This is a genomic window from Providencia sp. PROV109, assembly GCF_033681625.1.
Classification (GTDB): domain Bacteria; phylum Pseudomonadota; class Gammaproteobacteria; order Enterobacterales; family Enterobacteriaceae; genus Providencia; species Providencia hangzhouensis.
The window spans coordinates 1,856,191-1,877,780 of record NZ_CP096320.1 but is presented as its reverse complement, the minus strand read 5'-3'; the positions used below and the strand labels follow the sequence as shown (position 1 = coordinate 1,877,780).

Here is a 21,590-nt window from a genome sequence, read left to right as displayed (position 1 = left end):
ACTCGGAGTAGTTATGACACCTGAATCAGTAATGGCGATGGGAACTGAAGCGATGAAAATTGCGCTGATGCTAGCTGCCCCTTTGTTATTAGCCGCTTTGGCGGCGGGTTTAATTATCAGCTTACTGCAAGCCGCCACGCAAGTGAATGAAATGACGCTATCTTTTATCCCTAAAATTTTGTCGGTTATTTCTGTGATTATTATTGCAGGGCCTTGGATGCTGAATCTGCTTACCGACTATATGCGGTCATTGCTTAGCAACTTACCGTTTATTATTGGCTAACAATGCTAACCATTACCAGTGAAACACTCACACTGTGGCTAAGCCAAGGTTTCTACCCTTTCATACGCCTTTTGGCGCTGCTTGGTACAGCGCCCTTTTTTAATGAAAAACAGGCAATTACCAAAGTTCGTGTCGCTCTGGCCTTTTTTGTTGTGTTGATTGTTTCCCCACAACTTCCTGTCGTGAATATTCCCCTATTTTCTGCCATGGGGTTATGGGTTATCGTGCAGCAAATGGTGATTGGTATTGCAATGGGGTTAACAATGCAAATGGCATTTGCTGCCGTGCGTCATGCGGGGGAAGTGATTGGTTTGCAAATGGGGTTATCGTTCGCCACCTTTTTTGACCCAACAGGTGGACCCAATATGCCTATTTTAGGTCGTATATTTAACGTCATCACCCTTTTATTGTTTCTCGCTTTCGATGGGCACTTGTGGCTTATTTATATCGTGGTCAATTCATTTGAACTGCTCCCAATTCAAACCGCACCATTAAATCGCGATGGTTTTTGGGTATTTACTCAATTTGCTAACACTATATTTATTAATGGGTTAATGCTAGCACTGCCGTTCATTACACTATTTCTCATTCTTAACCTTGCTTTGGGTATTCTAAACCGCATGACCCCGCAGCTATCGGTGTTTGTGGTCGGTTTTCCTTTAACGCTTACCATTGGAATTAGTATGTTAGGGCTGATTATTTCTATCCTCCCGCGCTATACCGAGCGTTTGGTCCACCAAGCTTTCGAGCAGTTATCGTTGATGTTTAATTTGTTTGTTTGAGAATAGATAATTAATCAATTAATTAATGATTAATTTATTATCAAAGTAATTTTTCGAATTTAATAATTAAAGTAGCCCAAGAAAAACTGATTTAATTTCCTATTTGTAGTCTATATTAAAAGCAACTAGTATAGTTGTAAATATCACCTATTATTTGATACATTTCTAAACTATCTAATGACAGTCTCAGTAAATACCCAATACTAAACCTAACTAAAATTTAGGTATAAAATTAATTTATTTTCGCAAGTAAATTTATATGCCAGTGTCGCTCTGAACATGTCACAATAGCCATTCTCTCACATCATTGACTTTTCATTAATATTTTAATAAGTGTCATTATATTTTGTGTATTGTTTCATTTCTTTAATGAATGTATTTAAATATTGTAATTTATTTATATTTTCATAAAGAGGAAATCAGATGAATGATGTAATGGTAGTTACCCCACATAGTAGTTTCCGTGATAATTTGATATACGATGGAATCGCTCCCACAGCACATGGTAATATTTCGTTAAGTGATGCTGCTAATGTATATTGCATGAAACCTGACATGATCTGCCCTGTATGTGGTGAGCCGAAATGTATTTATTTCAGAAAACTATGCGAGGAATTATTAAAAAGCCCCAATGAGCAAGATGTAAAGAAGGCAATGGTAAAAAGTATGAGTGTTGGTGTTCCATTCGTTAGAGTTTATGATGAATACCGTAATAAAGTAGAAAACCAACTCGCTAATACCCTTCATAAGAATGGTATTATTCCTACTAAAAAAATTAGAAATGAAATGTTCTCAAAGTATATGAACCTATTTGATCTATTACATAGAAGAGTGGCGAATGGGAGGGTTCAATACATTGACAGGGATATTAAAAGTACAATATTTAGTAAAATAAACCCTAAAACGGCTACGGTTTTAACGTACTTAAATACTTTAGGTGGCACTAAAAACATTAAAAACTACCCAAAAATGATAGAGGCAATTAAAAAAGGCAACTTCAATGATGCTTCTAAAGAGTTTTACAAGAAGATGCCTCAAGATCTTGAAAGTTATTCAGCATTAGATACCCTTATTAATGAAGCTATAGCTAGAAGTCAAGCTGATAATGACTTAAAAAAATTCAGAGTAAAGTTAAAAATGAGATTGAAAAATTACAAACAAATGAGGCAATTAAGTCTGCATCAGAAATAATGACAGATGTAGGTGAAAAAGCATCTAAGTTTTTTGGTGATAAATATAAGTCTACATCTAATAAAATCATTAATGAATTAAATACATTTAAAGGTAAAAAAATAAAAAACACAAATGATGCATTAAGAATTCTAGGAAAATCACTCAGCAATCCTTATCTTAACATCCATAAAAAAGATCTCCCCGCCATAACTCAAGCGATTAAGGCAGTTGACGGAAAAAAATTATCTGAAAATTTATATAAATTAGGAACTACCTTTAAAATTGCTGATAAATTTTTAAAATTTGATAAAATAAAAAACAAAGTTGAAGAAGGTTTTGAAACTGGTGACTGGAAACCTTTACTTTTAGAAGTTGAAGCTATGGCTTTAGCTGGAGTAGCAACACCAATTGTATTAGCATTTACCGCTGGAAGTTTAAGCTTATTATTACCATTTACCCTTTCAGCAACAGCCATTTCTGTAGCTACTATTGTACTAACAAGTGTGGTTACATCTTTTATTGATGCTAACTTTGCTGATGCGGTCAACAAAGAGCTTATTCCCTTGGCTAACTAAATTCTAGAAGAAAGAAAGGGGAAATTTTATCCCCATCTTTTTAATTTATATTTTACAGGTAAAAATATAAATGCATTTATGGCCAAACAAGTAACAATGAATATAGAAATAAAAATCGCATAATAATAAATGAAAGAAGTAAATTCGAATGCAGAGATTGAACTTAATTTTCTATTTCCAGATGATATATTATAATCTAAGAAATAATTTATATATGTCATTATACCGATAATAAAAATAGAAATTAAATAACCAAAAATTAGCGTGAGAATTCCATCATTGTATAACTTAAAGTGTTCTTTTTTTATTTCTATAGAGTTCCACATAAGTATGTAATATAACACAGAAATTAAAGGAGTTATTTTACAATATAATGCTGACATGTAGCTTTCATTTGGAAATTTATCTGAGTAAATTACAGGTAACTCACCCAACCAGTTATTAATATTAGTTACAGTAGAATTTGAGAACACATTTAGCCATATTGCAGCTAAAGGAATAGCTCCTAATAAAACAATAATAGTGAAAACCCATTTAGTATTTACCTTAAAAACTCGCATAAATCTCCTATATCACAAAACACTCAAATGAGAATAATACATATTATCATTTAATTATTAAAGTTTATTGCGTAATAAAACATTAATTCAAATTTTTTACATCAAATCTATAACATATTGTCTAACATAGCATTTTTAAAGCTCAAAAAAACCGCGCTTGGATCACTCCAAAGCGCGGTGAGTAAAAAGAATATTAAATAATTAACGGCTGCCGAAAAGTGACATGCTGTTTAAGTCTTTAAAAATACTTTGTGAGGCTTCAAACATCGCTTTTTCTTTATAATAATCTGTGGTGGTGCCAGTCCAGTTAGTTTCTAACAACTCACTTTTGCGAGCCGCATTTTGAATCGAGCGCGTATCCGCTAAAAAATCTAATTTATCAATTTCTTGTAATTGTAAACCTTGCTTAGCTTCAATATTAGAAATTTGATCTAATGCGGACTTGATGGCTCGGTTCGCTTCACCTAACTCAGCTTGCGCTTGGTCTAAATCTGCTTGTGGTGCGCCTTGCAATGGCTTTTTCAGTGATTCGATACCGATGTTCAGCGCTTTAAAAATATTGACCACATTATTGCTATCGGTTTCAAACACTTGTGCGCCAGTGAAATAAGTCGTCATCTCACGGTCACTCGCCACATTCTGCATAATCGCTTTATCGCCACCGTGATACAACACATCACCGTTAGCATCAATTTCAAAGGGTGGTTTATCTGATTTAAAACCTGCGAAAATATATCGACCATTCCCATCAGTCGAATTACCTAACGCCACTAATTGTTCTTTCAAACCCGTGAGTTGCTCAGCCAAAGTATTACGGTCTTTATCGCTTAAAGCACCTTGGTTTGATGCCTGAATAATGGTGGTATCAATTTGCGTCGTCACATCTGTCATCTGAGTCAAAATACTCATCTGCAGCGTCATTCCTGTTTTGGCAAACCCACGACTAGCAACATACTGTTGATTTCGGTTCTCTGACTGGTTAATCCGCACCGCTTGCGAAGACGCTTGCGGGTCATCAGAAGGCTTGCTTACACGCTTACCAGAAGCTAATTGACTTCCTGCATCCATCCAACGCGCTTGCGCACTGTTCATGTCTTGTAAGCGTTGGTGATAAATCATATTGGTACTTAAACGCATCGCTAAGTCCTTATCCTATCGCTAATATTTAGAATGCACGCATTAATGCGTTAAATAAATCATCCACCGTTTTTAATACTTGCGCATTGGCATTGAAAAACTGTTGGATTTTCTGCATCTGAATACTTTCTTCATTCATATTCACGCCCGAAATAGCTTGTTCTTGCTCATAGAAGCTCTCGGTCATTTTGTTCTGTGTTTCAGAATCAATTTGCGCTTGTTTAGTTTTACTGCCCACATCATTAACTAATGTCGCATAGAAATCAGAGAACGTAGAACTACCATCAATCAGTTTTTCGTCTTGCAGTTTAACCAGTTGTTTAATGTTTTCATTATCACCTGGGCCACTGTCTTTACTTCCAGCCGCCGCAAAATCGGATGCATTGCTGACCAAGGTCTGCATACCGTTGATTACACCACTTACTGGTTTTACCAAGAATGAGTCACCTTTTGACATACCAGTACTGTTGCTGATTTTGATCTCTAAACCATCAAACTTCAGTGTCCCTGCCGTATTTGAATCCACAGGAACATTAATACCTTCTGGCAAACGTGTGACATTCCATTCATTGCCGTCAAAGCGCATTTCGTAGTTATTACCTGTGACTTTAGACACATCGCTATAACTGAGATCAAAGTCTGCTTTACCACTATTATGAGTGTTGCTAACAACAGAGCCTTTACCAATTTCAAAGAAGTCTTTACCGGTGTTGCCGTTGGCATCGTACCCCTTGCTGTGCACTTCATTGAATTTGGTCGCAAAAACCAATGCTAATTTATTGAGTTTTTGATAAGCCGGGTCCATAACTTCTTGACGAGAACGCAAGATACCGCTGAGTTCCCCACCACGGAATGACTCATCAGGAATTTCCCGTGCTTGGCCATTCGCGCCCACAAAGCCAATGCTAAAACGGCTATCATCTTTAGAAGAAGGGACGGCTTCTAAGCGATTCGCTTTTTCACCCGTGACTAACGGTAAGCCATTAGCAAACGTCACGTTATAGTTACCGTTTTGTTCGATAACTTTGACACCAACCAATGAGTTAACTTCATTGACTAAACGGTCACGCACATCTAATAAGTCGTTTGGCTCTGAGCCACTTACTGAACGGATCCGAGAAATTTGTTGGTTTAAACCCGCAATTTTTTCAGCGTAGATATTGATATCTTTCACTTTATTTTCTATCTGGTGATTAATATCCCGTTCCATTTCCTGCAAACGACGATCCGCTTCTTTAAACTGGCCTAATAATGCATTTGAGTTTCCTAAGAAAACGTCAATCAAGGTTTTGTCACTTGCATCGCTGGAGGCAGCGTCTAACGCGGTGAAGAAGCTACCGATATTACTTGAAATATCTTCAATATCATTAGTAAGCAAATCATCAACTTTATTGCAGCTCTTAACGTATGCCTCATAGTCACCGCTACGTGCGCGGGATTGGCTGTACTGCGCATTGATAAATTCATCAAACTCACGGCGAACATGGCTGAAATAAGTGCCGTTACCAAAATAGCCATTAGGTGTCATCGTACCGGGATTCTCCCCGAAAACAGCACTTTGGCGATGATAGTAACCCACACCTGCGTTAGCTAAGTTGTTAGAAATAACACTTAACCCGCCTTGTGCAGCGTTCACACCACTGAGCGCATTATTCATTACATTGTTCAGCATAAGCTTTTCCTGTTCTGGATGCTTATCGCCATCATTGGCTGACACAATGAGAGCGATAGCAACGCAAATTATTTAGTGCATATTTGGTTATCGGAAATTCAGCGTAATTATTTAGTCCAAACGCGCAATAATTCCGGATTTTTAGAAAATATCGTTTAAGTCTATGGTATATGCCTGAACAGCCCTTGATGCAGAGGTATTCGCCGCGGGTTGATGACCGCGTATCTGGTTAATCAAGGTGATCAGTTTGTCCGAATAACCTGGGTCTGTGGCATACCCAGCTTGATGTAAACGGCGCGCAGCAATCTCTGGTGTCGGCGCTTTTTTGACGTCTTTGTAACGCGGGTTTTCCGTCAATAAATTGATATAATCGGCAATCGCCTCTTCATAAGAGCCATAAACGCGGAAATCATCCCGCATTTTGATGGTTTTTCCGTTGATCACTTCTGTTGTCATAATATTCGTGACGGGCCCTTGCCAGTTTTTTCCTGCTTTTATACCAAACAGGTTATGGCTGGTTTTTCCATCTGCTTTCAGAATTTCTCGCTGACCCCAACCACTTTCTAATGCCGCTTGAGCCAATAGCAGAAAATGTGAAATACCACTGTTTTGGCTTGCCGCTTTTGCAGGTTCAATTAAACGGCTAATAAAATTACTGCTATTTAGCGATAACGCTTTGATTTTTCAAAATGGTGCCGATAATGCATCGCCCATTGGTGCAAAGTGGCGCATCATTTGTTCCATATTAAATGGCGGTAATGATTGCACTGTTTTTTCATCTAACGGCAACAGACTATTGGATGTGGGCCCACTTGACGTGTGTTGGTCTCGTGTAAGCTGCTGGTACATCATTTCCCCGAAACCTAAACCTTTTTGCGACAGGTCCTGGGCGATTTGCTGGTCATACATACTGGTGAGCATGCGTGTTTGGTCGCTGGAAAATAAGCCATCTTGTGGGAGTGCGTCACGCATACTTTTTAACATCAATTGAACGAATGTTGCCTCAAGTTGCTGCGTGACATGGCGCAGCCCTTGCTCCGAATTCTTATTCAGTTCACCTTTTAACTGCCCCAGTGACTGTAAATCAAATGCGGCACCTTGCAATAGCTGCATGTCACTCATTAGATGATCTCCAGTTTTGCACGTAAACAACCCGCACTTTCCATCGCTTGCAGTATCGACATCAAGTCGTTTGGCGTTGCACCGAGTGTATTTAGGGCTTGAATAACTTGGTTTAATTGCACACTTGCGTTGACTTTTTGGAGTGCCCCACCCTGATCACGTACCCCAACATTCGTATTACGAGTGACTACGGTTTGCCCACCTGCAAATGGGGTGTCCGGTTGGCTCACTTGAGTTTGTCTTTCGACTGTGACCGCTAAACTGCCATGTGCAACAGCACAGCTGTCTAGTGTTACACTGCGGTTAATCACCACAGAACCGGTGCGTGAATTGAGGATCACTTTCGCTTCAGCCACTGGCGCACGTACATTAAGCTCCTGTACCCGTGCTAAAAAGCGCACTTGGTCGCGATTATTGGCAGGAACCAGTAATTGCACTGTCCGAGAATCTAACGCAGACGCCGTCCCCATACCGCCCATACGGTTAATTGCATCCGCAATATCTTGTGCCAATGTGAAGCTATCTTCGTTTAATTGCAGGTTAATTGCCCCATTTTGCCCAAAACTGCTCGGTAATTCGCGTTCGATAGTTGCTCCACCGGTAATACGGCCGCCATTGAGTTGATTGACCTTAATACTACTGCCGCCACCACTGGCACCCGCACCACCCACTAAGATGTTACCTTGAGCCATCGCATAGATTTGCCCATCAACCCCTTTTAAGGGAGTCATCAACAACGTACCGCCACGTAAGCTTTTCGCGTTACCCATTGAGGAAACCACAATATCCACGGACTGCCCAGTACGCGCAAAAGGCGGCAATTTCGCGGTGACCATGACCGCCGCCACATTTTTTAATTGCATATTGGTACCCGGCGGCACCGTAATCCCCATTTGCGACAGCATGTTATTCAAACTTTGAGTGGTAAATGGAGTTTGCATGGTTTGGTCACCTGTCCCATCTAGGCCCACAACTAAACCATAGCCAATCAAGGCGTTATCTCGCACACCTTGAACGGTGGTTAAATCTTTAATACGCTCACTGTATGCTGAATAAGTGAAGCAAAAAAATAGTGATAGCAAAATTAATACTTTGTTTTTCATTGAATTATCTCGGCTGTTTTCTCGCTAATGTTTAATTAATAAGGCGAAACATTTAAGAAAAAGCGTTGTAGCCATCCCATGTTTTGCGATTCGTTAATATAGCCGTCACCCACATATTCAATGCGTGCATCAGCGACTTGTGTCGAACTCACATGATTGTCTGAACCGATAGTGCGCGGGTTAACCACCCCAGAGAAACGAATCGACTCAGTACCTTGGTTTATCGCGATGCGTTTCTCACCAACCACATGTAAATTACCGTTCGCCAATAATTGGTCGACTGTGACAGTGATGGTGCCTTTAAAGGTGTTATTGGCATTGGCACCGCCTTTGCCGCTAAAGTCACTGTTACCTTTAATATCTAATTCTGTGTTTTTACCGCCAATCCACCCTTGCATGAAACCCGGTAATATCGCAGCTAAGAAACCTGTTTTCCCACTACGGTTGGCATTCGCTGAGGAGTTTTTGCTCGCACTCACGTTTTCTTGCAAGTTAATGGTTAAAATATCACCAACATTACGAGGGCGCCGGTCTTCAAATAATGGCTGATAGCCATAATAAGCAGGTTGAGCGCTTTGAAATATCGAGCCATTGGGTGCTGGTGCTGTCGGCGCTGTTGGGATTGCCGTGGTTTGTGTGTCCACTAATGGACGCGATTTGATTTGTGCACAACCGCTGGTAACTAAGACCAAAATGGCAAGTAACCCTGCCTGTTTAGGCGCTATGAAACGCGTTAGTAACGCTGCTTTTTGCTGTTGAGAAATCGTGCCGCTTTCAATCATCATGTTACTCTTTTGCTGCTGTGTACGTTTTATCATCACGAAGAGATCCCTCTCATTGATAACTCATCACTATCGCAATGAGTTATTTTTACGTATTTTTTACCAATTACAATTGCGTTAAGCGCTGTAACATTTGGTCAGAAGCGGATACCGCCTTACTGTTGATTTCATAAGCACGCTGAGTTTGGATCATGTTGACCAACTCCTCTGCCACATTGACGTTAGAGGTTTCTAACATGTTTTGATAAAGTAAACCGGCGCCATTGGTCCCCGGTGCGCTCTCATTTGGTGCGCCGGAACTTGCGGTTTCCATATACAGGTTTTCACCCATACTTTCCAAACCAGCATCATTAATGAAGGTGGTTAATGTAATTTGGCCAATTTGCTGTGGTTGGTTATCGCCATAGACGGTAATGGTCACGGTACCATCGCGCGCAATCGACAAGCTATTCGCGTTATCGGGGATCATAATCGCAGGAACGATTTGGTAACCACTTGAGGTCACTAACTGGCCATCTTGGTTTGGCTGCAATGCGCCATCACGGGTGTAAGCATCCGTACCATCAGGCATTTGCACATGTAAAAAACCTTGGCCTCGGATAGCAATATCGTTGGTATTTCCCGTTTTATTTAATGCGCCTTGCGCATGAATACGCATGGTGGCAACAGGGCGTGAACCCGTTCCCATTTGTAAGCCGGATGGTAATGAAGTTTGTTCTGAACTCATTGCGCCCGGCTGGCGAATATTTTGGTACATTAAATCTTCAAAAACAGCGCGTTGGCGCTTGAAACCATTGGTACTAACGTTGGCTAAGTTATTAGAAATAACATCAAGGTTAGTTTGTTGAGCATCAAGCCCTGTTTTAGCAATCCATAATGAGCGGATCATAATAATTCCTTACTGTATTTAGCTAACCGCGAGCAGTTGATTGGCGCGTTGTGCATTTTCATCAGCACTGCGGACAACTTTCATTTGCATTTCAAAGTGCCTTGCATTGGCAATCATCGAAACCATGGCTTCTGCGGCATTGACATTACTGCCCTCAATCACCCCAGCAGTGACAATGCCTCGTTCGCTTTGTGGCAAAGCATTGCCATTTGCCGCTTGCCCTTGTGGTGATAAATGAAACAAACCGTCTTCGCCACGGATCAAGTCTTGCGGCTGTGCTTCAACCACTTTCAAGCGCCCAATTTGCCCTAACATAGTCGGGGGGTCAGTCGCCAAAAGCGCAGTAACGGTACCGTCAGCGCCAATAGTTAACTCCGCATTTGGCGGAACGTTAATCGGCCCGCCATCACCTTGTAAGCGGCGCTCACCAATAACAAGCTCACCTTCACTAGACACTTGAATGTTACCGTTACGGGTATAAGCTTCTGTGCCATCCGCTAATTCAACAGCCAAAAAATGCTTATCATTTAACGCAACATCGGTTTGCTTACCCGTATAATTGAGTGGCCCTTGGCTCATATCAGCGCCGGGAGTAGATGCCACCACCAGCGTTCTGGTTTGCTCGCTGTCACCATGTATCGGCACGGCACGCATTGCGGACAATTGCGCTTTAAAGCCTGCGGTTGACACATTGGCAATGTTATTTGAAACAATCGCTTGGTTTTCCAGCGCATGACGCGCTCCTCCCATCGCGGTATAAATGACGTGATCCATGGCCACCCTCTTGTTTTATCGTAAGTTAACCAGCGTCTGTAACATCTGATCTTGTGTCTTGATGGTTTGCGCGTTTGATTGGTAATTACGCTGCATCACAATCATGCTAATTAACTCTTGGCTCATATCCACGTTAGAAGACTCCAACGCACCGCTGGTTAATTTACCGAACTGACCGACACCCGGAACGCCGTCCATCGGGTTACCTGACGCATTAGAAGAGGCCCAAACGTTGCCACCTTGGGATACCAGACCATTTGGATTTGCGAAAGCAGATAATGCCACTTGACCAACCACACGTTTTTGTTGGTTAGAATAGTTAGCGGTAATTAAGCCGTTATCTTCAATTTTGAAGGTGGTGTATTCACCGGCTGGATAACCGTCAACATCAATTGCACTAACAGAAGACTCGCTGACCTTTTGTTGACGAGTCTTACTTAAATCAACGTTTAATATTCCATTATCAGCGCCATTTAACCCGTTATACGCAAAAGCAAATGTGGCTTTATCTGCGTCTTTTAACTTACCATTACCATCAAACTCTAGTTCACCCAGTTTTTTAGCTTCAGTTTCGTTAGCGTCTTTCGCATAAGCGGTCCATTTGTTATCTGACTCTTTAACAAAGTACACTGAAATTTCATGGGTATTACCTTGACTATCGAAAGCGGTCATTGTGGTGCTAAAGTTATACGTTGCTGAATCATCAGGCTTTGTGATGTCAAATTTCTTATCTTTAACTTTATCTTCAGAATTAAGGTTTATCGTCAGTTTCGCTAACTCAGATTTTTTCGCATCCATCATATCCGTTGGGATATTCAAGCCTTCAGGTACACCACCACTTTGGATGGTAACATTGCCTTTTTCATCAACACTCGCAGGGTAACCTGTGACTACCATCCCTTGGTTATTGACTAAATTACCGCTTTTATCGCGTAAGAATTGACCATCACGGCTGTAGTAAGTATCACCGTTTTGGTCTTGTACACGGAAAAAACCATTTCCGGAGATGGCAACGTCTGTCGCTCTATCCGTACGTGTGATTGGGCCATCTTTAAAATTTTGTGTCACCGCGGCCACATTAACGCCTAGGCCAACACCTGAACCTGCAAACATATCTGCAAATGAGGTCGTCGCCCCTTTAAAACCATTTGTTGCGGAGTTGGCAATATTATTACCAATTGAATCAAGCCCCGCTGAGGCTGCATTTAAGCCACTGACTGCTTGTGAAAAAGACATATTTTCTCCATGAGTATTGGGGGTAAATTAAGAAGATGGATAAACTTTGAAAATGCTGCTCAGCGGGACGCTTTGCCCAATGCCAACATCAAGTAATGGTGCGTCAGCTCCAGGAGTCACACCGTTAACACGGGTATACCCCAGTTTGGTCACTTCGATTTCAGCTCCTGAACTAACAGCTTTCACATCAAAGTAATATTTTCCTGTTGTATCGGTGACTAAGTTCCCGTTGTTATCACGGCCATCCCATGCCATATCATAGATATCGGGTTTAACTTCCGTATCATAGGTAATGGTTCGCACAACCATTCGGTTTTTATCGCGAATGGTAATTTCAACGTTGTCCGCCAATTTCGGCAAAAAGAAGCCAAACGGCGAGGAAATATATTCAGATTGCGGCTCTTCAGTGCCCTCTTCACCTTCAATGGCATCTTTGTTACTTAATCCAAACATTGAAGGGCTATTTGGGCTGATGCCTTCGTCTGGAAGCGGGTTTGATGGCTTAATCACATTGCTGTCTTCACCTGTGCTCGCTTTTTTGAGCGGCGCTAAGATGATTTCATTGCGCGGAATAAGCACACCTTTACCAACCAGCTGAGTGGCTTGCAATGACTGACCTGAACCAATTTGTTGGGAAATACCACTCACGCTATCACTGAGTTTATTCATACTCTCAAGTGTCGCTATTTGCGCCAATTGGCTGGTTAAATCCGTATTTTCCATTGGTTTTGTTGGGTCTTGGTTTTGCATTTGTGTGACAATCATTTTTAAAAAAGTGTCACGCATATCGTCACTTTGACTTTTCTTTGGCACATTACTCGCAGCTGGCTGAGGGCCCGCAGTCGTATTATCCAAAGAGTCGTACATTGTGGCTGCAACTCCCATGAAAATGCTCCCTTACTGGCCTATAGTCAGTGTCTTTTGCAACAATGTTTTTGCTGTATTCATCACTTCTAAGTTGGCTTGATAGCTACGAGAGGCTGAAATGGTGTTGATCATTTCGCCAACCATGTCGACATTTGGCATTTGCACATAGCCTTTTTCATTCGCTGACGGGTGACCGGGCTTATATTCCATACGGGGTGGCGTAGGGTCTTCTATCAGCTCACTCACACGCACGCCTCCCACTTCGTGACGCCCTTGTGGTGCCATTTGAAAAACAACTTGTTTTGCGCGATATGGTTGGCCATCTGGCCCCACGATACTTTCTGCGTTGGCCATATTGCTCGCACTGACATTCAAACGTTGAGATTGCGCAGTCAATGCCGATGCGGAGATATCAAAAATACTTAGTAAAGCCATGGCAATTACCCTTGCTGTAAGACAGCCAACATACTTTTGACGCGGCTATTGATAAATGTAAGGTCGGCCTGATATTTCAGGGTGTTATCTGCGAATTGGCTACGTTCAATGTCCATATCTACCGTATTACCATCCATTGAGGTTTGGTAAGGAACACGATATTTCAGGTCAATATTTGGCGCTTTGCCCCCTCGGCCTTCAATATGCCCTTTCGAAGTGACAGCAAGAGTCACACCTTTTCCCCCTACCACACCTTTATCCATGGCTTGTTGAAGTTGACGATTAAAGTCAATATCACGTGCTTGGTAGCCGGGTGTGTCGGCATTAGCAATGTTTGAAGCTAATACAGTCTGCCTTGCTTCGCGTATTGACAAAGCCTGTTGCTGGAAAGCAAACGTGGCGTTTAATTTATCAATCATAGTGGTCCTCAATGGAGATAACGCGATCCCTGAATTTGAACGTTCGCGAGTAAAAATTAAAATTCGACCCGCATATCTTAGCGGCCTACTAAAAAATCTAATGGCGGGATAAAGGCAAAATAATTGACCTATTTGGCTCATTCATTATTACGCAGCTGCGTAAACTGCAATTGTGAAAAAGTTTGCTTACTGGGGGATAAAACGGGATGTATTACACTAAAAAATTGCCTTTATATATGGTAATCAGTTTGTTAGGTCTTACTCCAGCGCTTTCTCAAGCGTCATTACCCCAAGATATTAACCATTATTTTCGCCAAATTCATGGCAAGAAAACCCACGTTTCAATCGAAATCAAAACACCAATTGAACGTTGGCCTATTTGCGAGAAGCCACAAATCAACCCACCTATTGGCGGGCGTAATATGGGGAATGTGTCCCTTCCTGTGCAATGTGGTAAAAAAAAGCAATTTATTCAGCTAACAGTGAATGTGACAGGCCGGTATTACGTGGCAACACGCAATATAAATAGAGGGGAACCCATACAATTTGTTGATATCGGAACCAAAAAAGGCTTATTACATAAACTCCCCGCAGGCGCAAGTACAGACAAAATCGCACTTCGCGGAGCAGTAGCCCTGCGTAATATTCCAGCAGGTCAAACATTCACAAAATCAATGATAAGGCAGCCTTGGGCAATAAAAGCAGGGCAAACCGTATTTGTATTCGCCAGTGGTGATAATTTTTCAGTGAAATACGAAGGAAGAGCAATAAATAATGCTACTGCCGGCCAAAATACCCGCGTACGATTGTTAAATGGGCAAGTTGTAAATGGGGAAGCGCTAGAAAATGGCAGCGTTCAAGTGGCATTAAAATAAAGCGCCCCCCGCTTGTACTCTAAATAATTCGAGTGGCAGCTAGGCAACAAGTGAAGAGAGGCCGATGAGCATACATGAGTATGTGATTCGGCGAGCTGAGCGCAGTCAACAACGCTGCAACTTAAAGCATCACGAGTATATACTCTAAATAATTCGAGTGGCAGCTAGGCGACAAGTGAAGAGAGGCCGATGAGCATACATAAGTATGTAATTCGGCGAGCTGAGCGCAGTCAACAACGCTGCAACTTGAAGTATGACGAGTAGTGCAATATTTTGTAACACTATATACACTAAAGATTCATAAACATAAGCCGATAACTGACATATGAAAAAAATCGGAAATAGGAAAATACATTATGGCTATTGAGCAAACATCTGCAATTTCTGCACTGGCTCAGGTGACAAACCGCGACCCACAAGATGCGGCTGCCCCGATGCGGGACAAAAAAGTGTCCACTAATGAAGTCGTTAAAGAAAGTTCTTTTGCTCCTAGTGAGCTACAAAAAAAATTATTGCAACCTCAAGCAAGTGATATTAATAGTGCTAAAGTTGAACAAATTAAACAAGCAATCAAAGATGGCACCCTAACAATGGATGCTGAAAAAATTGCTGATGGCATTTTGCGCGATGCTCATGAATGCATGTTATCAATGAAATAAATAACCACTATGACTGACGAATTACTGATATTACTTGAGCAACAACTCGCTCATTTGCAATCATTACAAATAGTGATGAAAAATGAAGAGCTATTACTAGGTTATCACCGTGTGCCGCCTTCGCCTTTTCAAGAAACCACTGAGCAAAAACGGTTTTTAGTTGCTGCTATCGGCCATGGTGAAACAAACCGCTTAGCATTAGAAGCACAAGCTGAAATCAGCGCACCTTATGAAGGAAATAATGCACTAACGGGTGTATGGGAAGCCATTAAAAGCTTAACAACTGAGCTAAAAGAGCTGAATTATCGTAATCACCAAATGCTGCAACTGCATATTGAGCTGAATGCTCAGCGCCTAAACTTTGTGAAAAAACATAATAACCAATCCACTTATGGTGCTGATGGTTTAGAGTCAAAGCGCCCTGCATTAGGTAAGAAAATTTCAATTTAAGGTGTGTTTTGCCTAATTCACAACCCTCTCCTTTCATACTGAGGCTCGTCAGGCAGCTCACTCAATAGAATTACTAAAATACAGACAAAGTTGCTGCTGCAATCTCTTTTTTTCATATTCCTCTTGATGGTAGATTAGGTAAATTTCATCGTCTTAACTAAAATAAATTTATCAAAGGGATAGGATATGTTTAGGCCACCACCTATAAATATAAACTCACGTATTTTGGACATTAGCATTGAACGTTTTTTAACTACCGAACCATATTCAAAACTACAGATCTAAATGAATTTGATAGTTCAATAATTAAGAGTGCCCCTAATGATATAGCTTCAACATTAAGTCGACTAAAGTTAGAATATCGCCATTTAATTGACTTACTTGGCTGGCTATCTAGCGATATGCAATCCTATTACCTAAATAGCTTTACTCATAAAGATCTAGTTCAGCTTATCCATATAGATGGATTAACCGCATTTAAACTCGCATCAAGTACAAAAAAGATAGCTTTGAGTAAAATTGGACGAAAGCACAATTTGAAAAAAGTCCTGCGTGATGGGCAATCTGTCTTACTAACGGATAAAGGCAGAATTGTAGGGCGTTTTTTAGTCAATTAAATACAAAGAGGCCGCTCTTAAAAGAGCGGCCTCTTCATACTTTCTTTGCGCTTTGACGAGCATTCAAATACACACCTTAGGTATAAGAACAATTTAGCTTCAAAGCGACTACATATTTATCCTACACAACCATATAACTAAAAGCAAGATGATTAACTACCACTGATCATCGACGTCATTCGAATTTTACGGTGGTCCGTCATTTCTAAATTCGACATGACCACCAGCTGCGGCAGACTGCGCCGCAAGAAACGCGATAAAATCAAGCGTAATCCATGGTTAACTAACAGCACTGTAGGCGCGCCCATCGCTTCTTGGTGAGCTACAGCTTGCTCCGCTTGAGTTTGAATAAACTGCGCCAAGTTCGGCTCTAACCCACCGCCGTTCTTCGCGGCTTGCAGCAAAATCTGCTCAAGGCTAGCCTCTAAACCAATCACTTGAATTTCTTCTGCATTACCAAACCACTGCTGTGTAATTGCTCGCCCTAATGCAATGCGCACTTGGGATGTTAAGTAATCGGTATCTTTGTTTTCCCCATTTTCTCCTGCCATTTCAGCCAAGGTTTCAATGATAGTACGCATATCGCGGATCACCACATCTTCCATTAATAAGTTTTGTAAAACGCGGTGCAAAATCGTTAATGAAATCGTATCTGGGATCAGGTCATCTGCCAATTTTGGCATCTCTTTTTTCACGCGGTCATACAACATTTGGGCTTCTTGGCGGCCAAATAAGGTGCTGGAGTTTTGCAGTAAAATTTGATTAAAGTGAGTAGCCACTGCAGTACTCGCGGATACCACGGTATACCCCTGGATTTGTGCTTGCTCACGCAAATCATCATCAATCCAAATGGCGGGTAAACCAAATGCTGGCTCTTTAGTGACATCCCCTTGTAACGACCCAGCCGCATTACCTGGGTCAATAGCCAGACTACGCCCTGGCTGTGCTTCCCCCCGCCCAACTTCCGCGCCTTTAATTAGAATTCGGTATTCACAAGGGGAAAGCGCTAAGTTATCGCAGATATGCACCACGGGTGGCAAATACCCCACTTCTTGAGCAAATTTCTTACGTAAACCACGTAGTCGCCCTAATAATTCACCTTGCTGGTCATTATCGACTAATGGGATCAACCGATACCCCACTTCCATCGCCAACAAGTCTTCTAGTTGAACGTCATCCCACGTGGCTTCAACCACTTTATTGGCTTCTTGAAAATGCTGAGATTGGCTATTATCCCCCGCACTACTTTCGGGTTGTTGGGATTTGCGGACTAAATACCAACCAAGGGCAGCCAGTGCCGCGGTAAACAGTAAAAATACAAAGTTAGGCATACCCGGTATTAAACCGATTAAACCTAGAACCCCAGCGCTCAACCACATCACTCTTGGGTTATTGAATAATTGAGTGACCATTTGTTCACCCACATCTTCATCTGTTGCCACACGAGTGACAATAACCCCAGCAGCGGTGGAAATAATCAAAGCTGGAATTTGCGCGACAAGCCCATCACCAATAGTCAGCAAGGTATAGGCACTGGTGGCATCTCCCAAAGACATATTGTGCTGGCCTACACCAACGATTAACCCGCCAACCACGTTGATCACCATAATCATGATCCCCGCGATAGCATCTCCTCGCACGAATTTACTTGCACCATCCATCGAACCGTAGAAATCTGCTTCTTGCGTAACCTCCGCTCGGCGTTTTTTCGCTTCATCATCATTAATGATACCCGCGTTCAAGTCGGCATCGATGGCCATTTGCTTACCTGGCATGCCATCTAACACAAAGCGAGCGCCCACTTCCGCGATACGCCCCGCCCCCTTAGTGATAACCATAAAGTTAATCAGCACAAGAATAATGAATACCACAATACCGATGGCGAAGTTGCCACCCACCAAAAAGTGGCCAAAGGCTTCGACAACTCTCCCGGCAGCATCTGGTCCTGTATGGCCATCTAACAGGATAATTCGCGTCGAGGCGATATTCAAAGAGAGGCGCAATAAAGTTGCAAATAGCAAAATGGTAGGAAATGCCGCAAAATCTAATGTGCGTTTTGTGAACATCGCCACTAATAACACCATAATGGAAAGTGCAATATTAAAGGTAAACAGTAAATCCAATAAAAAAGCCGGTAATGGCAATACCATCATCGACAGGATCATTAATATCAGAACCGGGCCGGCCAGTATTTGCCACTGCGTTCCTTGTAAATTTTTCGGCAATTTTAATAATGAAGCCAAATTAGCCATCTCGATTGTTATCTCCAGCAAAGTCCAGCGTCGGTGGCACTGGTAAATTTTTCGGTTTTTTGGGTCTGAGCCCACCTTCTCGGCGCCAGCGGCGCAATTGGTAAACCCATGCTAAAACTTCTGCAACCGCGGCATATAATGCAACAGGAATGCTTTGTCCTATCTCCGCATGGCGGTATAGCGCACGAGCAAGAGGCGGTGCTTCTAACTGTAATATTCGGTGCTCTTCACCAATTTCTTTGATGCGCTGAGCTAATACTCCAGCTCCTTTCGCTAATACTTTGGGTGCCCCCATTTTTTTGTCGTCATATTTAAGGGCGACCGCATAGTGTGTTGGGTTAGTGACGATAACATCTGCATTCGGAACATCCGCCATCATTCGGTTACGCGCAATCGCACGCTGCTGTTGGCGAATTTTGGCTTTAATCTGCGGGTCACCCTCTTGCTGCTTGAATTCATCTTTAATTTCCTGACGGCTCATGCGCAATTTTTTCAAATGGGAACGAAACTGATAGAAAACATCAAAAGCCACCATTGGGATAAGCAAAAATACGATTAAATATCCCGCAAAAATCACTTTCTGTAATGCATTACTTAGCGCCGTAACGGGTGATTCCATCACTAAATGCAGTAACGATGGCCAACTTTGCCAAAGAAAAATAAACGCGCCCAAACCAACAAATAAGGATTTCAAAATCGCTTTAAATAACTCAGATAAGGCATTCATCGAAAAAATACGTTTTAGCCCTTTGATTGGATTTAACTTTTTCAAATCAAATTTAATCAACTTGCTATTAAAAACGAGCCCACCGACTAACGATGACGCAGAAATTCCAACCAAAGCTAACCCGCCAATGACTGGTAATAAGGCAAATAACGCCTCACTGACCACACGCCCTAAGTAACTGATCATCAAGCCTGTATTTTGTAAATAGTGGCCATCAAAAATAAAACCCTGACGAGTAATTTGCCGCAATTGTGCCGCGAGGTGTCCACCACTTAGCCATAGCAAGCTCACGCCTGCTAACATCATCATTAGCGAGCTAAGTTCTTTTGAACGAACGATTTGCCCATCATCTTTGGCTTTTTGCTTTTTATGGGGCGTAGGCTCTTCGGTTTTTTCTACATCACTCTCGTCGGACACCGCGGTTCCAAAATGTAATGAAAATACGAGTTATCGCTATAGCATGACAGAGTGTAAAAAAATCAATGGTGGAAAATAGACGCAGTTCAAGGGGGTTATTTGGCTATTGAACAATAAGGCGGCAACTTTGCGAAGGGTTTCGCAAATAATCGCAATAAATTAAAGATACTCTGATAATGGCAATATTTGTTGATAAAATCCCTATCGTGATCGATGAGCTGTGCTAAAGTACACGTGTCATAACACGTGTATAAGGAGCATCTATGAATAGAACAAAAAAAACCGTCAGTGTCACTGTCGCGCCTGAACTCTACGAACAAGCAAGGCGGGCTAAACTTAACTTATCAGCAATACTGGCTTGTGCCTTACAAGCTGAATTAAAACGCCTCGAAGCGCAAAAATGGAAAAATGACAATGTCGAAGGCTTTAATGAGTTAAACAGGATAAATGAAGAATATGGATTACTCTCAGATAAATACAAGGATTTTTAATGCAATATCGCCTCTATCAAAACCGAGATGATGCTATCAAATACCCATATTTACTGGATATTCAAAGTAATATTATTGATTTATTGAATACTCGCTTAGTCATCCCGTTATTCGATAGCAGGCTAGTTAAAAAGCCATTACCCGCTCGCTTAACCCCCCAATTAGTTATCAACGGGCAGGTTTTTATTTTAATGACTCACCAAATGGCTTGCGTCCCTCATTCATTATTAGGGAAAGAAATCGTTGACTTAAGTAGCCAACGAGACACCATTAAACACGCAATTGACTTACTGATTGATGGCTTTTAACAATGAAGGGTTATTATGGATATTTGTCACCTTGTTGCCCCTGATATCACTTTAGAAGATGCCCCAAAAGAAGCCTTACGTATGCTTAATTGGCTAAAACATCAAGGTATTATCGACCCTGACTTTCAAAGTATCGAGTATGGTGAAGTGATTTATCGTCCTACCCCCACTCACAAAGAACCCATTTTGTACGTAATTAATGATGAAATCGTCCCAACTCAACTTCCTGAAGATACGCTAAAAAACTACCTGTCTATCGTGACAGAACGAACAGTTTTTCATGCAGGGGGAAATGGTCTCGGTATTTACTGCCCACAATGTGCAAATGAACAAAGCGAACAGAGTCACGCATGGGGTGATGCGGTATCCGACTGGTATGAAGGAAAACCAGAAAATCTCGCTTGTTTTTATTGCGATTTTCATGGCTCACTTAATGAATGGCAGTTTGACCCTCAATGGGCATTCGGCAATTTAGGTTTTAGTTTTCATAATTGGGATATACGCGATAATTTTATCGAGGAATTTGAGCAAATACTTGGTAGTAAAATCATTGCTGTTTATCAACATGATTAGCAATTAAATTGTTCAGCTGAATACTTATAGGCTCTATATAATTCAAGGTTTAGAGGAAAAATCCAAGGTAATCCGCATCCCCACCGCTTCTGCATATTTTAATAATGTGCCTAATTTTGGGTCGAACTGTGCTTTTTCCAAACGGGACACGTTCTGCTTTTGAGTTTGCATTTTTTCCGCAATTTGAATTTGGGTTAAATTATTGGCTAAACGCGCTTTTTTGAGTTGATTAATTAACGCCTGTCTCATCTGTAATTCAGTAGAGCACTCATTAATATCTCCATCATTTTCTTGAACTATTTCTTTTGGTTCTTTTTTTTCTTTAATCACAAAAGTAGAAATTAAATCGTTATTTATCATTGCAATCCTCTCCTTGTAACGCAAATACAATAAAACTACCCTAACCCTATGT

At 41.4% G+C, this 21,590-nt stretch carries 24 protein-coding genes and 1 pseudogene; 10 read left to right on the top strand and 15 right to left on the bottom strand.

Going from position 1 to position 21,590, the window contains the following annotated elements:
- The first annotated feature begins 13 nt into the window (after window positions 1-13).
- From fliQ to M1F25_RS08530, 4 genes are all read left to right on the top strand, one after another.
- On the top strand, window positions 14-283 hold the full coding sequence (gene fliQ, locus M1F25_RS08545; protein ID WP_004255630.1) for a flagellar biosynthesis protein FliQ: 270 nt from the start codon (window positions 14-16) through the stop codon (window positions 281-283).
- 2 nt (window positions 284-285) lie between these two features.
- The gene (gene fliR, locus M1F25_RS08540) at window positions 286-1,065 is read left to right on the top strand and encodes a flagellar biosynthetic protein FliR (RefSeq protein ID WP_094961177.1); all 780 of its coding nucleotides are present in this window, start codon (window positions 286-288) and stop codon (window positions 1,063-1,065) included.
- A gap of 423 nt (window positions 1,066-1,488) precedes the next feature.
- The gene (locus tag M1F25_RS08535; protein WP_112308164.1) at window positions 1,489-2,256 is read left to right on the top strand and encodes a hypothetical protein; all 768 of its coding nucleotides are present in this window, start codon (window positions 1,489-1,491) and stop codon (window positions 2,254-2,256) included.
- Window positions 2,256-2,813 carry a colicin-like pore-forming protein gene (locus tag M1F25_RS08530; RefSeq protein ID WP_144141643.1) on the top strand — a complete coding sequence of 186 codons (558 nt, stop codon included), beginning with the start codon at window positions 2,256-2,258 and terminating at the stop codon, window positions 2,811-2,813. Before M1F25_RS08535 ends, M1F25_RS08530 begins: the two co-directional genes overlap by 1 nt.
- 26 nt (window positions 2,814-2,839) lie before the next feature.
- On the opposite strand, the gene cui is transcribed toward M1F25_RS08530, so the two are convergent.
- The 12 genes and pseudogenes from cui to flgB form a co-directional block, all read right to left on the bottom strand.
- Window positions 2,840-3,373: a colicin immunity protein Cui gene (cui, locus tag M1F25_RS08525; RefSeq protein ID WP_181489583.1), complete on the bottom strand. Its 534-nt coding sequence runs from the start codon at window positions 3,371-3,373 to the stop codon at window positions 2,840-2,842.
- Window positions 3,374-3,574: 201 nt separating this feature from the next.
- Window positions 3,575-4,510, bottom strand: a complete 936-nt coding sequence (flgL, locus tag M1F25_RS08520; protein WP_144141276.1) for a flagellar hook-associated protein FlgL — start codon at window positions 4,508-4,510, stop codon at window positions 3,575-3,577.
- Between the two features lie 28 nt (window positions 4,511-4,538).
- Complete coding sequence (gene flgK, locus M1F25_RS08515) at window positions 4,539-6,182, bottom strand: flagellar hook-associated protein FlgK (protein ID WP_181489582.1); 1,644 nt, start codon at window positions 6,180-6,182, stop codon at window positions 4,539-4,541.
- Window positions 6,183-6,323: 141 nt separating this feature from the next.
- A pseudogene (gene flgJ / locus M1F25_RS08510) lies at window positions 6,324-7,304 on the bottom strand (flagellar assembly peptidoglycan hydrolase FlgJ).
- Window positions 7,304-8,407, bottom strand: coding sequence for a flagellar basal body P-ring protein FlgI (locus M1F25_RS08505; RefSeq protein WP_004255651.1), 1,104 nt, complete (start codon window positions 8,405-8,407; stop codon window positions 7,304-7,306). The pseudogene flgJ and the gene M1F25_RS08505 overlap by 1 nt, the downstream one beginning before the upstream one ends.
- A gap of 35 nt (window positions 8,408-8,442) precedes the next feature.
- On the bottom strand, window positions 8,443-9,225 hold the full coding sequence (locus M1F25_RS08500; protein ID WP_004255652.1) for a flagellar basal body L-ring protein FlgH: 783 nt from the start codon (window positions 9,223-9,225) through the stop codon (window positions 8,443-8,445).
- A 70-nt stretch (window positions 9,226-9,295) separates the two neighbouring features.
- On the bottom strand, window positions 9,296-10,078 hold the full coding sequence (gene flgG, locus M1F25_RS08495) for a flagellar basal-body rod protein FlgG (RefSeq protein ID WP_004255657.1): 783 nt from the start codon (window positions 10,076-10,078) through the stop codon (window positions 9,296-9,298).
- 18 nt (window positions 10,079-10,096) lie between these two features.
- Window positions 10,097-10,852, bottom strand: a complete 756-nt coding sequence (locus M1F25_RS08490; protein ID WP_004255659.1) for a flagellar basal body rod protein FlgF — start codon at window positions 10,850-10,852, stop codon at window positions 10,097-10,099.
- Window positions 10,853-10,867: 15 nt separating this feature from the next.
- Entirely contained in the window at window positions 10,868-12,088 is a 1,221-nt protein-coding gene (flgE, locus tag M1F25_RS08485) for a flagellar hook protein FlgE (protein WP_094961173.1), read from the bottom strand.
- A 27-nt stretch (window positions 12,089-12,115) separates the two neighbouring features.
- Window positions 12,116-12,973, bottom strand: coding sequence for a flagellar hook assembly protein FlgD (locus M1F25_RS08480; protein WP_094961172.1), 858 nt, complete (start codon window positions 12,971-12,973; stop codon window positions 12,116-12,118).
- 12 nt (window positions 12,974-12,985) lie between these two features.
- A complete protein-coding gene (gene flgC / locus M1F25_RS08475; RefSeq protein WP_096864712.1) occupies window positions 12,986-13,390 on the bottom strand; it encodes a flagellar basal body rod protein FlgC in 405 nt (134 codons plus the stop codon).
- Between the two features lie 5 nt (window positions 13,391-13,395).
- On the bottom strand, window positions 13,396-13,809 hold the full coding sequence (flgB, locus tag M1F25_RS08470) for a flagellar basal body rod protein FlgB (RefSeq protein ID WP_004255669.1): 414 nt from the start codon (window positions 13,807-13,809) through the stop codon (window positions 13,396-13,398).
- 236 nt (window positions 13,810-14,045) lie between these two features.
- On the opposite strand from flgB, the gene flgA reads away from it, so the two are divergent.
- The 3 genes from flgA to M1F25_RS08455 all read left to right on the top strand — a co-directional run bounded on the left by flgA (window position 14,046) and on the right by M1F25_RS08455 (window position 15,793).
- Complete coding sequence (gene flgA, locus M1F25_RS08465) at window positions 14,046-14,684, top strand: flagellar basal body P-ring formation chaperone FlgA (protein WP_181489692.1); 639 nt, start codon at window positions 14,046-14,048, stop codon at window positions 14,682-14,684.
- A gap of 356 nt (window positions 14,685-15,040) precedes the next feature.
- Window positions 15,041-15,343: a flagellar biosynthesis anti-sigma factor FlgM gene (gene flgM, locus M1F25_RS08460; protein ID WP_110591517.1), complete on the top strand. Its 303-nt coding sequence runs from the start codon at window positions 15,041-15,043 to the stop codon at window positions 15,341-15,343.
- Window positions 15,344-15,352: 9 nt separating this feature from the next.
- Entirely contained in the window at window positions 15,353-15,793 is a 441-nt protein-coding gene (locus M1F25_RS08455; RefSeq protein WP_004255682.1) for a flagella synthesis protein FlgN, read from the top strand.
- 769 nt (window positions 15,794-16,562) lie between these two features.
- On the opposite strand, the gene flhA is transcribed toward M1F25_RS08455, so the two are convergent.
- A complete protein-coding gene (gene flhA, locus M1F25_RS08450; protein WP_004255687.1) occupies window positions 16,563-18,662 on the bottom strand; it encodes a flagellar biosynthesis protein FlhA in 2,100 nt (699 codons plus the stop codon).
- Window positions 18,655-19,806 (bottom strand): flagellar biosynthesis protein FlhB, encoded by a 1,152-nt coding sequence (gene flhB / locus M1F25_RS08445; RefSeq protein WP_140170721.1) that lies wholly within the window; start codon window positions 19,804-19,806, stop codon window positions 18,655-18,657. The genes flhA and flhB overlap by 8 nt, the downstream gene beginning before the upstream one ends.
- Before the next feature lie 263 nt (window positions 19,807-20,069).
- On the opposite strand from flhB, the gene M1F25_RS08440 reads away from it, so the two are divergent.
- From M1F25_RS08440 to M1F25_RS08430, 3 genes are read left to right on the top strand one after another with little or no spacing between them, the layout of a single operon-like run.
- On the top strand, window positions 20,070-20,297 hold the full coding sequence (locus M1F25_RS08440; RefSeq protein WP_004255691.1) for a type II toxin-antitoxin system CcdA family antitoxin: 228 nt from the start codon (window positions 20,070-20,072) through the stop codon (window positions 20,295-20,297).
- A complete protein-coding gene (locus M1F25_RS08435; RefSeq protein WP_144141264.1) occupies window positions 20,297-20,605 on the top strand; it encodes a CcdB family protein in 309 nt (102 codons plus the stop codon). The genes M1F25_RS08440 and M1F25_RS08435 overlap by 1 nt, the downstream gene beginning before the upstream one ends.
- A 15-nt stretch (window positions 20,606-20,620) precedes the next feature.
- Window positions 20,621-21,178 (top strand): hypothetical protein, encoded by a 558-nt coding sequence (locus tag M1F25_RS08430; RefSeq protein WP_144141262.1) that lies wholly within the window; start codon window positions 20,621-20,623, stop codon window positions 21,176-21,178.
- Between the two features lie 42 nt (window positions 21,179-21,220).
- Here M1F25_RS08430 and M1F25_RS08425 read toward each other — a convergent pair whose 3' ends face one another.
- A complete protein-coding gene (locus M1F25_RS08425; RefSeq protein ID WP_004255698.1) occupies window positions 21,221-21,538 on the bottom strand; it encodes a helix-turn-helix transcriptional regulator in 318 nt (105 codons plus the stop codon).
- Between the last annotated feature and the right edge of the window lie 52 nt (window positions 21,539-21,590).

Coding starts and splice junctions, on each gene's coding strand:
- flgM (WP_110591517.1), top strand. CDS start 15,041: ATGGCTATTGAGCAAACATCTGCAATTTCTGCACTGGCTCAGGTGACA.
- M1F25_RS08490 (WP_004255659.1), bottom strand. CDS start 10,852: ATGGATCACGTCATTTATACCGCGATGGGAGGAGCGCGTCATGCGCTG.
- M1F25_RS08505 (WP_004255651.1), bottom strand. CDS start 8,407: ATGAAAAACAAAGTATTAATTTTGCTATCACTATTTTTTTGCTTCACT.
- flgC (WP_096864712.1), bottom strand. CDS start 13,390: ATGGCTTTACTAAGTATTTTTGATATCTCCGCATCGGCATTGACTGCG.
- flhA (WP_004255687.1), bottom strand. CDS start 18,662: ATGGCTAATTTGGCTTCATTATTAAAATTGCCGAAAAATTTACAAGGA.
- cui (WP_181489583.1), bottom strand. CDS start 3,373: ATGCGAGTTTTTAAGGTAAATACTAAATGGGTTTTCACTATTATTGTT.
- M1F25_RS08425 (WP_004255698.1), bottom strand. CDS start 21,538: ATGATAAATAACGATTTAATTTCTACTTTTGTGATTAAAGAAAAAAAA.
- flgA (WP_181489692.1), top strand. CDS start 14,046: ATGGTAATCAGTTTGTTAGGTCTTACTCCAGCGCTTTCTCAAGCGTCA.
- flgL (WP_144141276.1), bottom strand. CDS start 4,510: ATGCGTTTAAGTACCAATATGATTTATCACCAACGCTTACAAGACATG.
- M1F25_RS08440 (WP_004255691.1), top strand. CDS start 20,070: ATGAATAGAACAAAAAAAACCGTCAGTGTCACTGTCGCGCCTGAACTC.
- M1F25_RS08455 (WP_004255682.1), top strand. CDS start 15,353: ATGACTGACGAATTACTGATATTACTTGAGCAACAACTCGCTCATTTG.
- M1F25_RS08535 (WP_112308164.1), top strand. CDS start 1,489: ATGAATGATGTAATGGTAGTTACCCCACATAGTAGTTTCCGTGATAAT.
- M1F25_RS08530 (WP_144141643.1), top strand. CDS start 2,256: ATGACAGATGTAGGTGAAAAAGCATCTAAGTTTTTTGGTGATAAATAT.
- M1F25_RS08480 (WP_094961172.1), bottom strand. CDS start 12,973: ATGGGAGTTGCAGCCACAATGTACGACTCTTTGGATAATACGACTGCG.
- flgE (WP_094961173.1), bottom strand. CDS start 12,088: ATGTCTTTTTCACAAGCAGTCAGTGGCTTAAATGCAGCCTCAGCGGGG.
- M1F25_RS08500 (WP_004255652.1), bottom strand. CDS start 9,225: ATGATAAAACGTACACAGCAGCAAAAGAGTAACATGATGATTGAAAGC.
- M1F25_RS08435 (WP_144141264.1), top strand. CDS start 20,297: ATGCAATATCGCCTCTATCAAAACCGAGATGATGCTATCAAATACCCA.
- flgB (WP_004255669.1), bottom strand. CDS start 13,809: ATGATTGATAAATTAAACGCCACGTTTGCTTTCCAGCAACAGGCTTTG.
- flgK (WP_181489582.1), bottom strand. CDS start 6,182: ATGCTGAACAATGTAATGAATAATGCGCTCAGTGGTGTGAACGCTGCA.
- fliR (WP_094961177.1), top strand. CDS start 286: ATGCTAACCATTACCAGTGAAACACTCACACTGTGGCTAAGCCAAGGT.
- M1F25_RS08430 (WP_144141262.1), top strand. CDS start 20,621: ATGGATATTTGTCACCTTGTTGCCCCTGATATCACTTTAGAAGATGCC.
- fliQ (WP_004255630.1), top strand. CDS start 14: ATGACACCTGAATCAGTAATGGCGATGGGAACTGAAGCGATGAAAATT.
- flgG (WP_004255657.1), bottom strand. CDS start 10,078: ATGATCCGCTCATTATGGATTGCTAAAACAGGGCTTGATGCTCAACAA.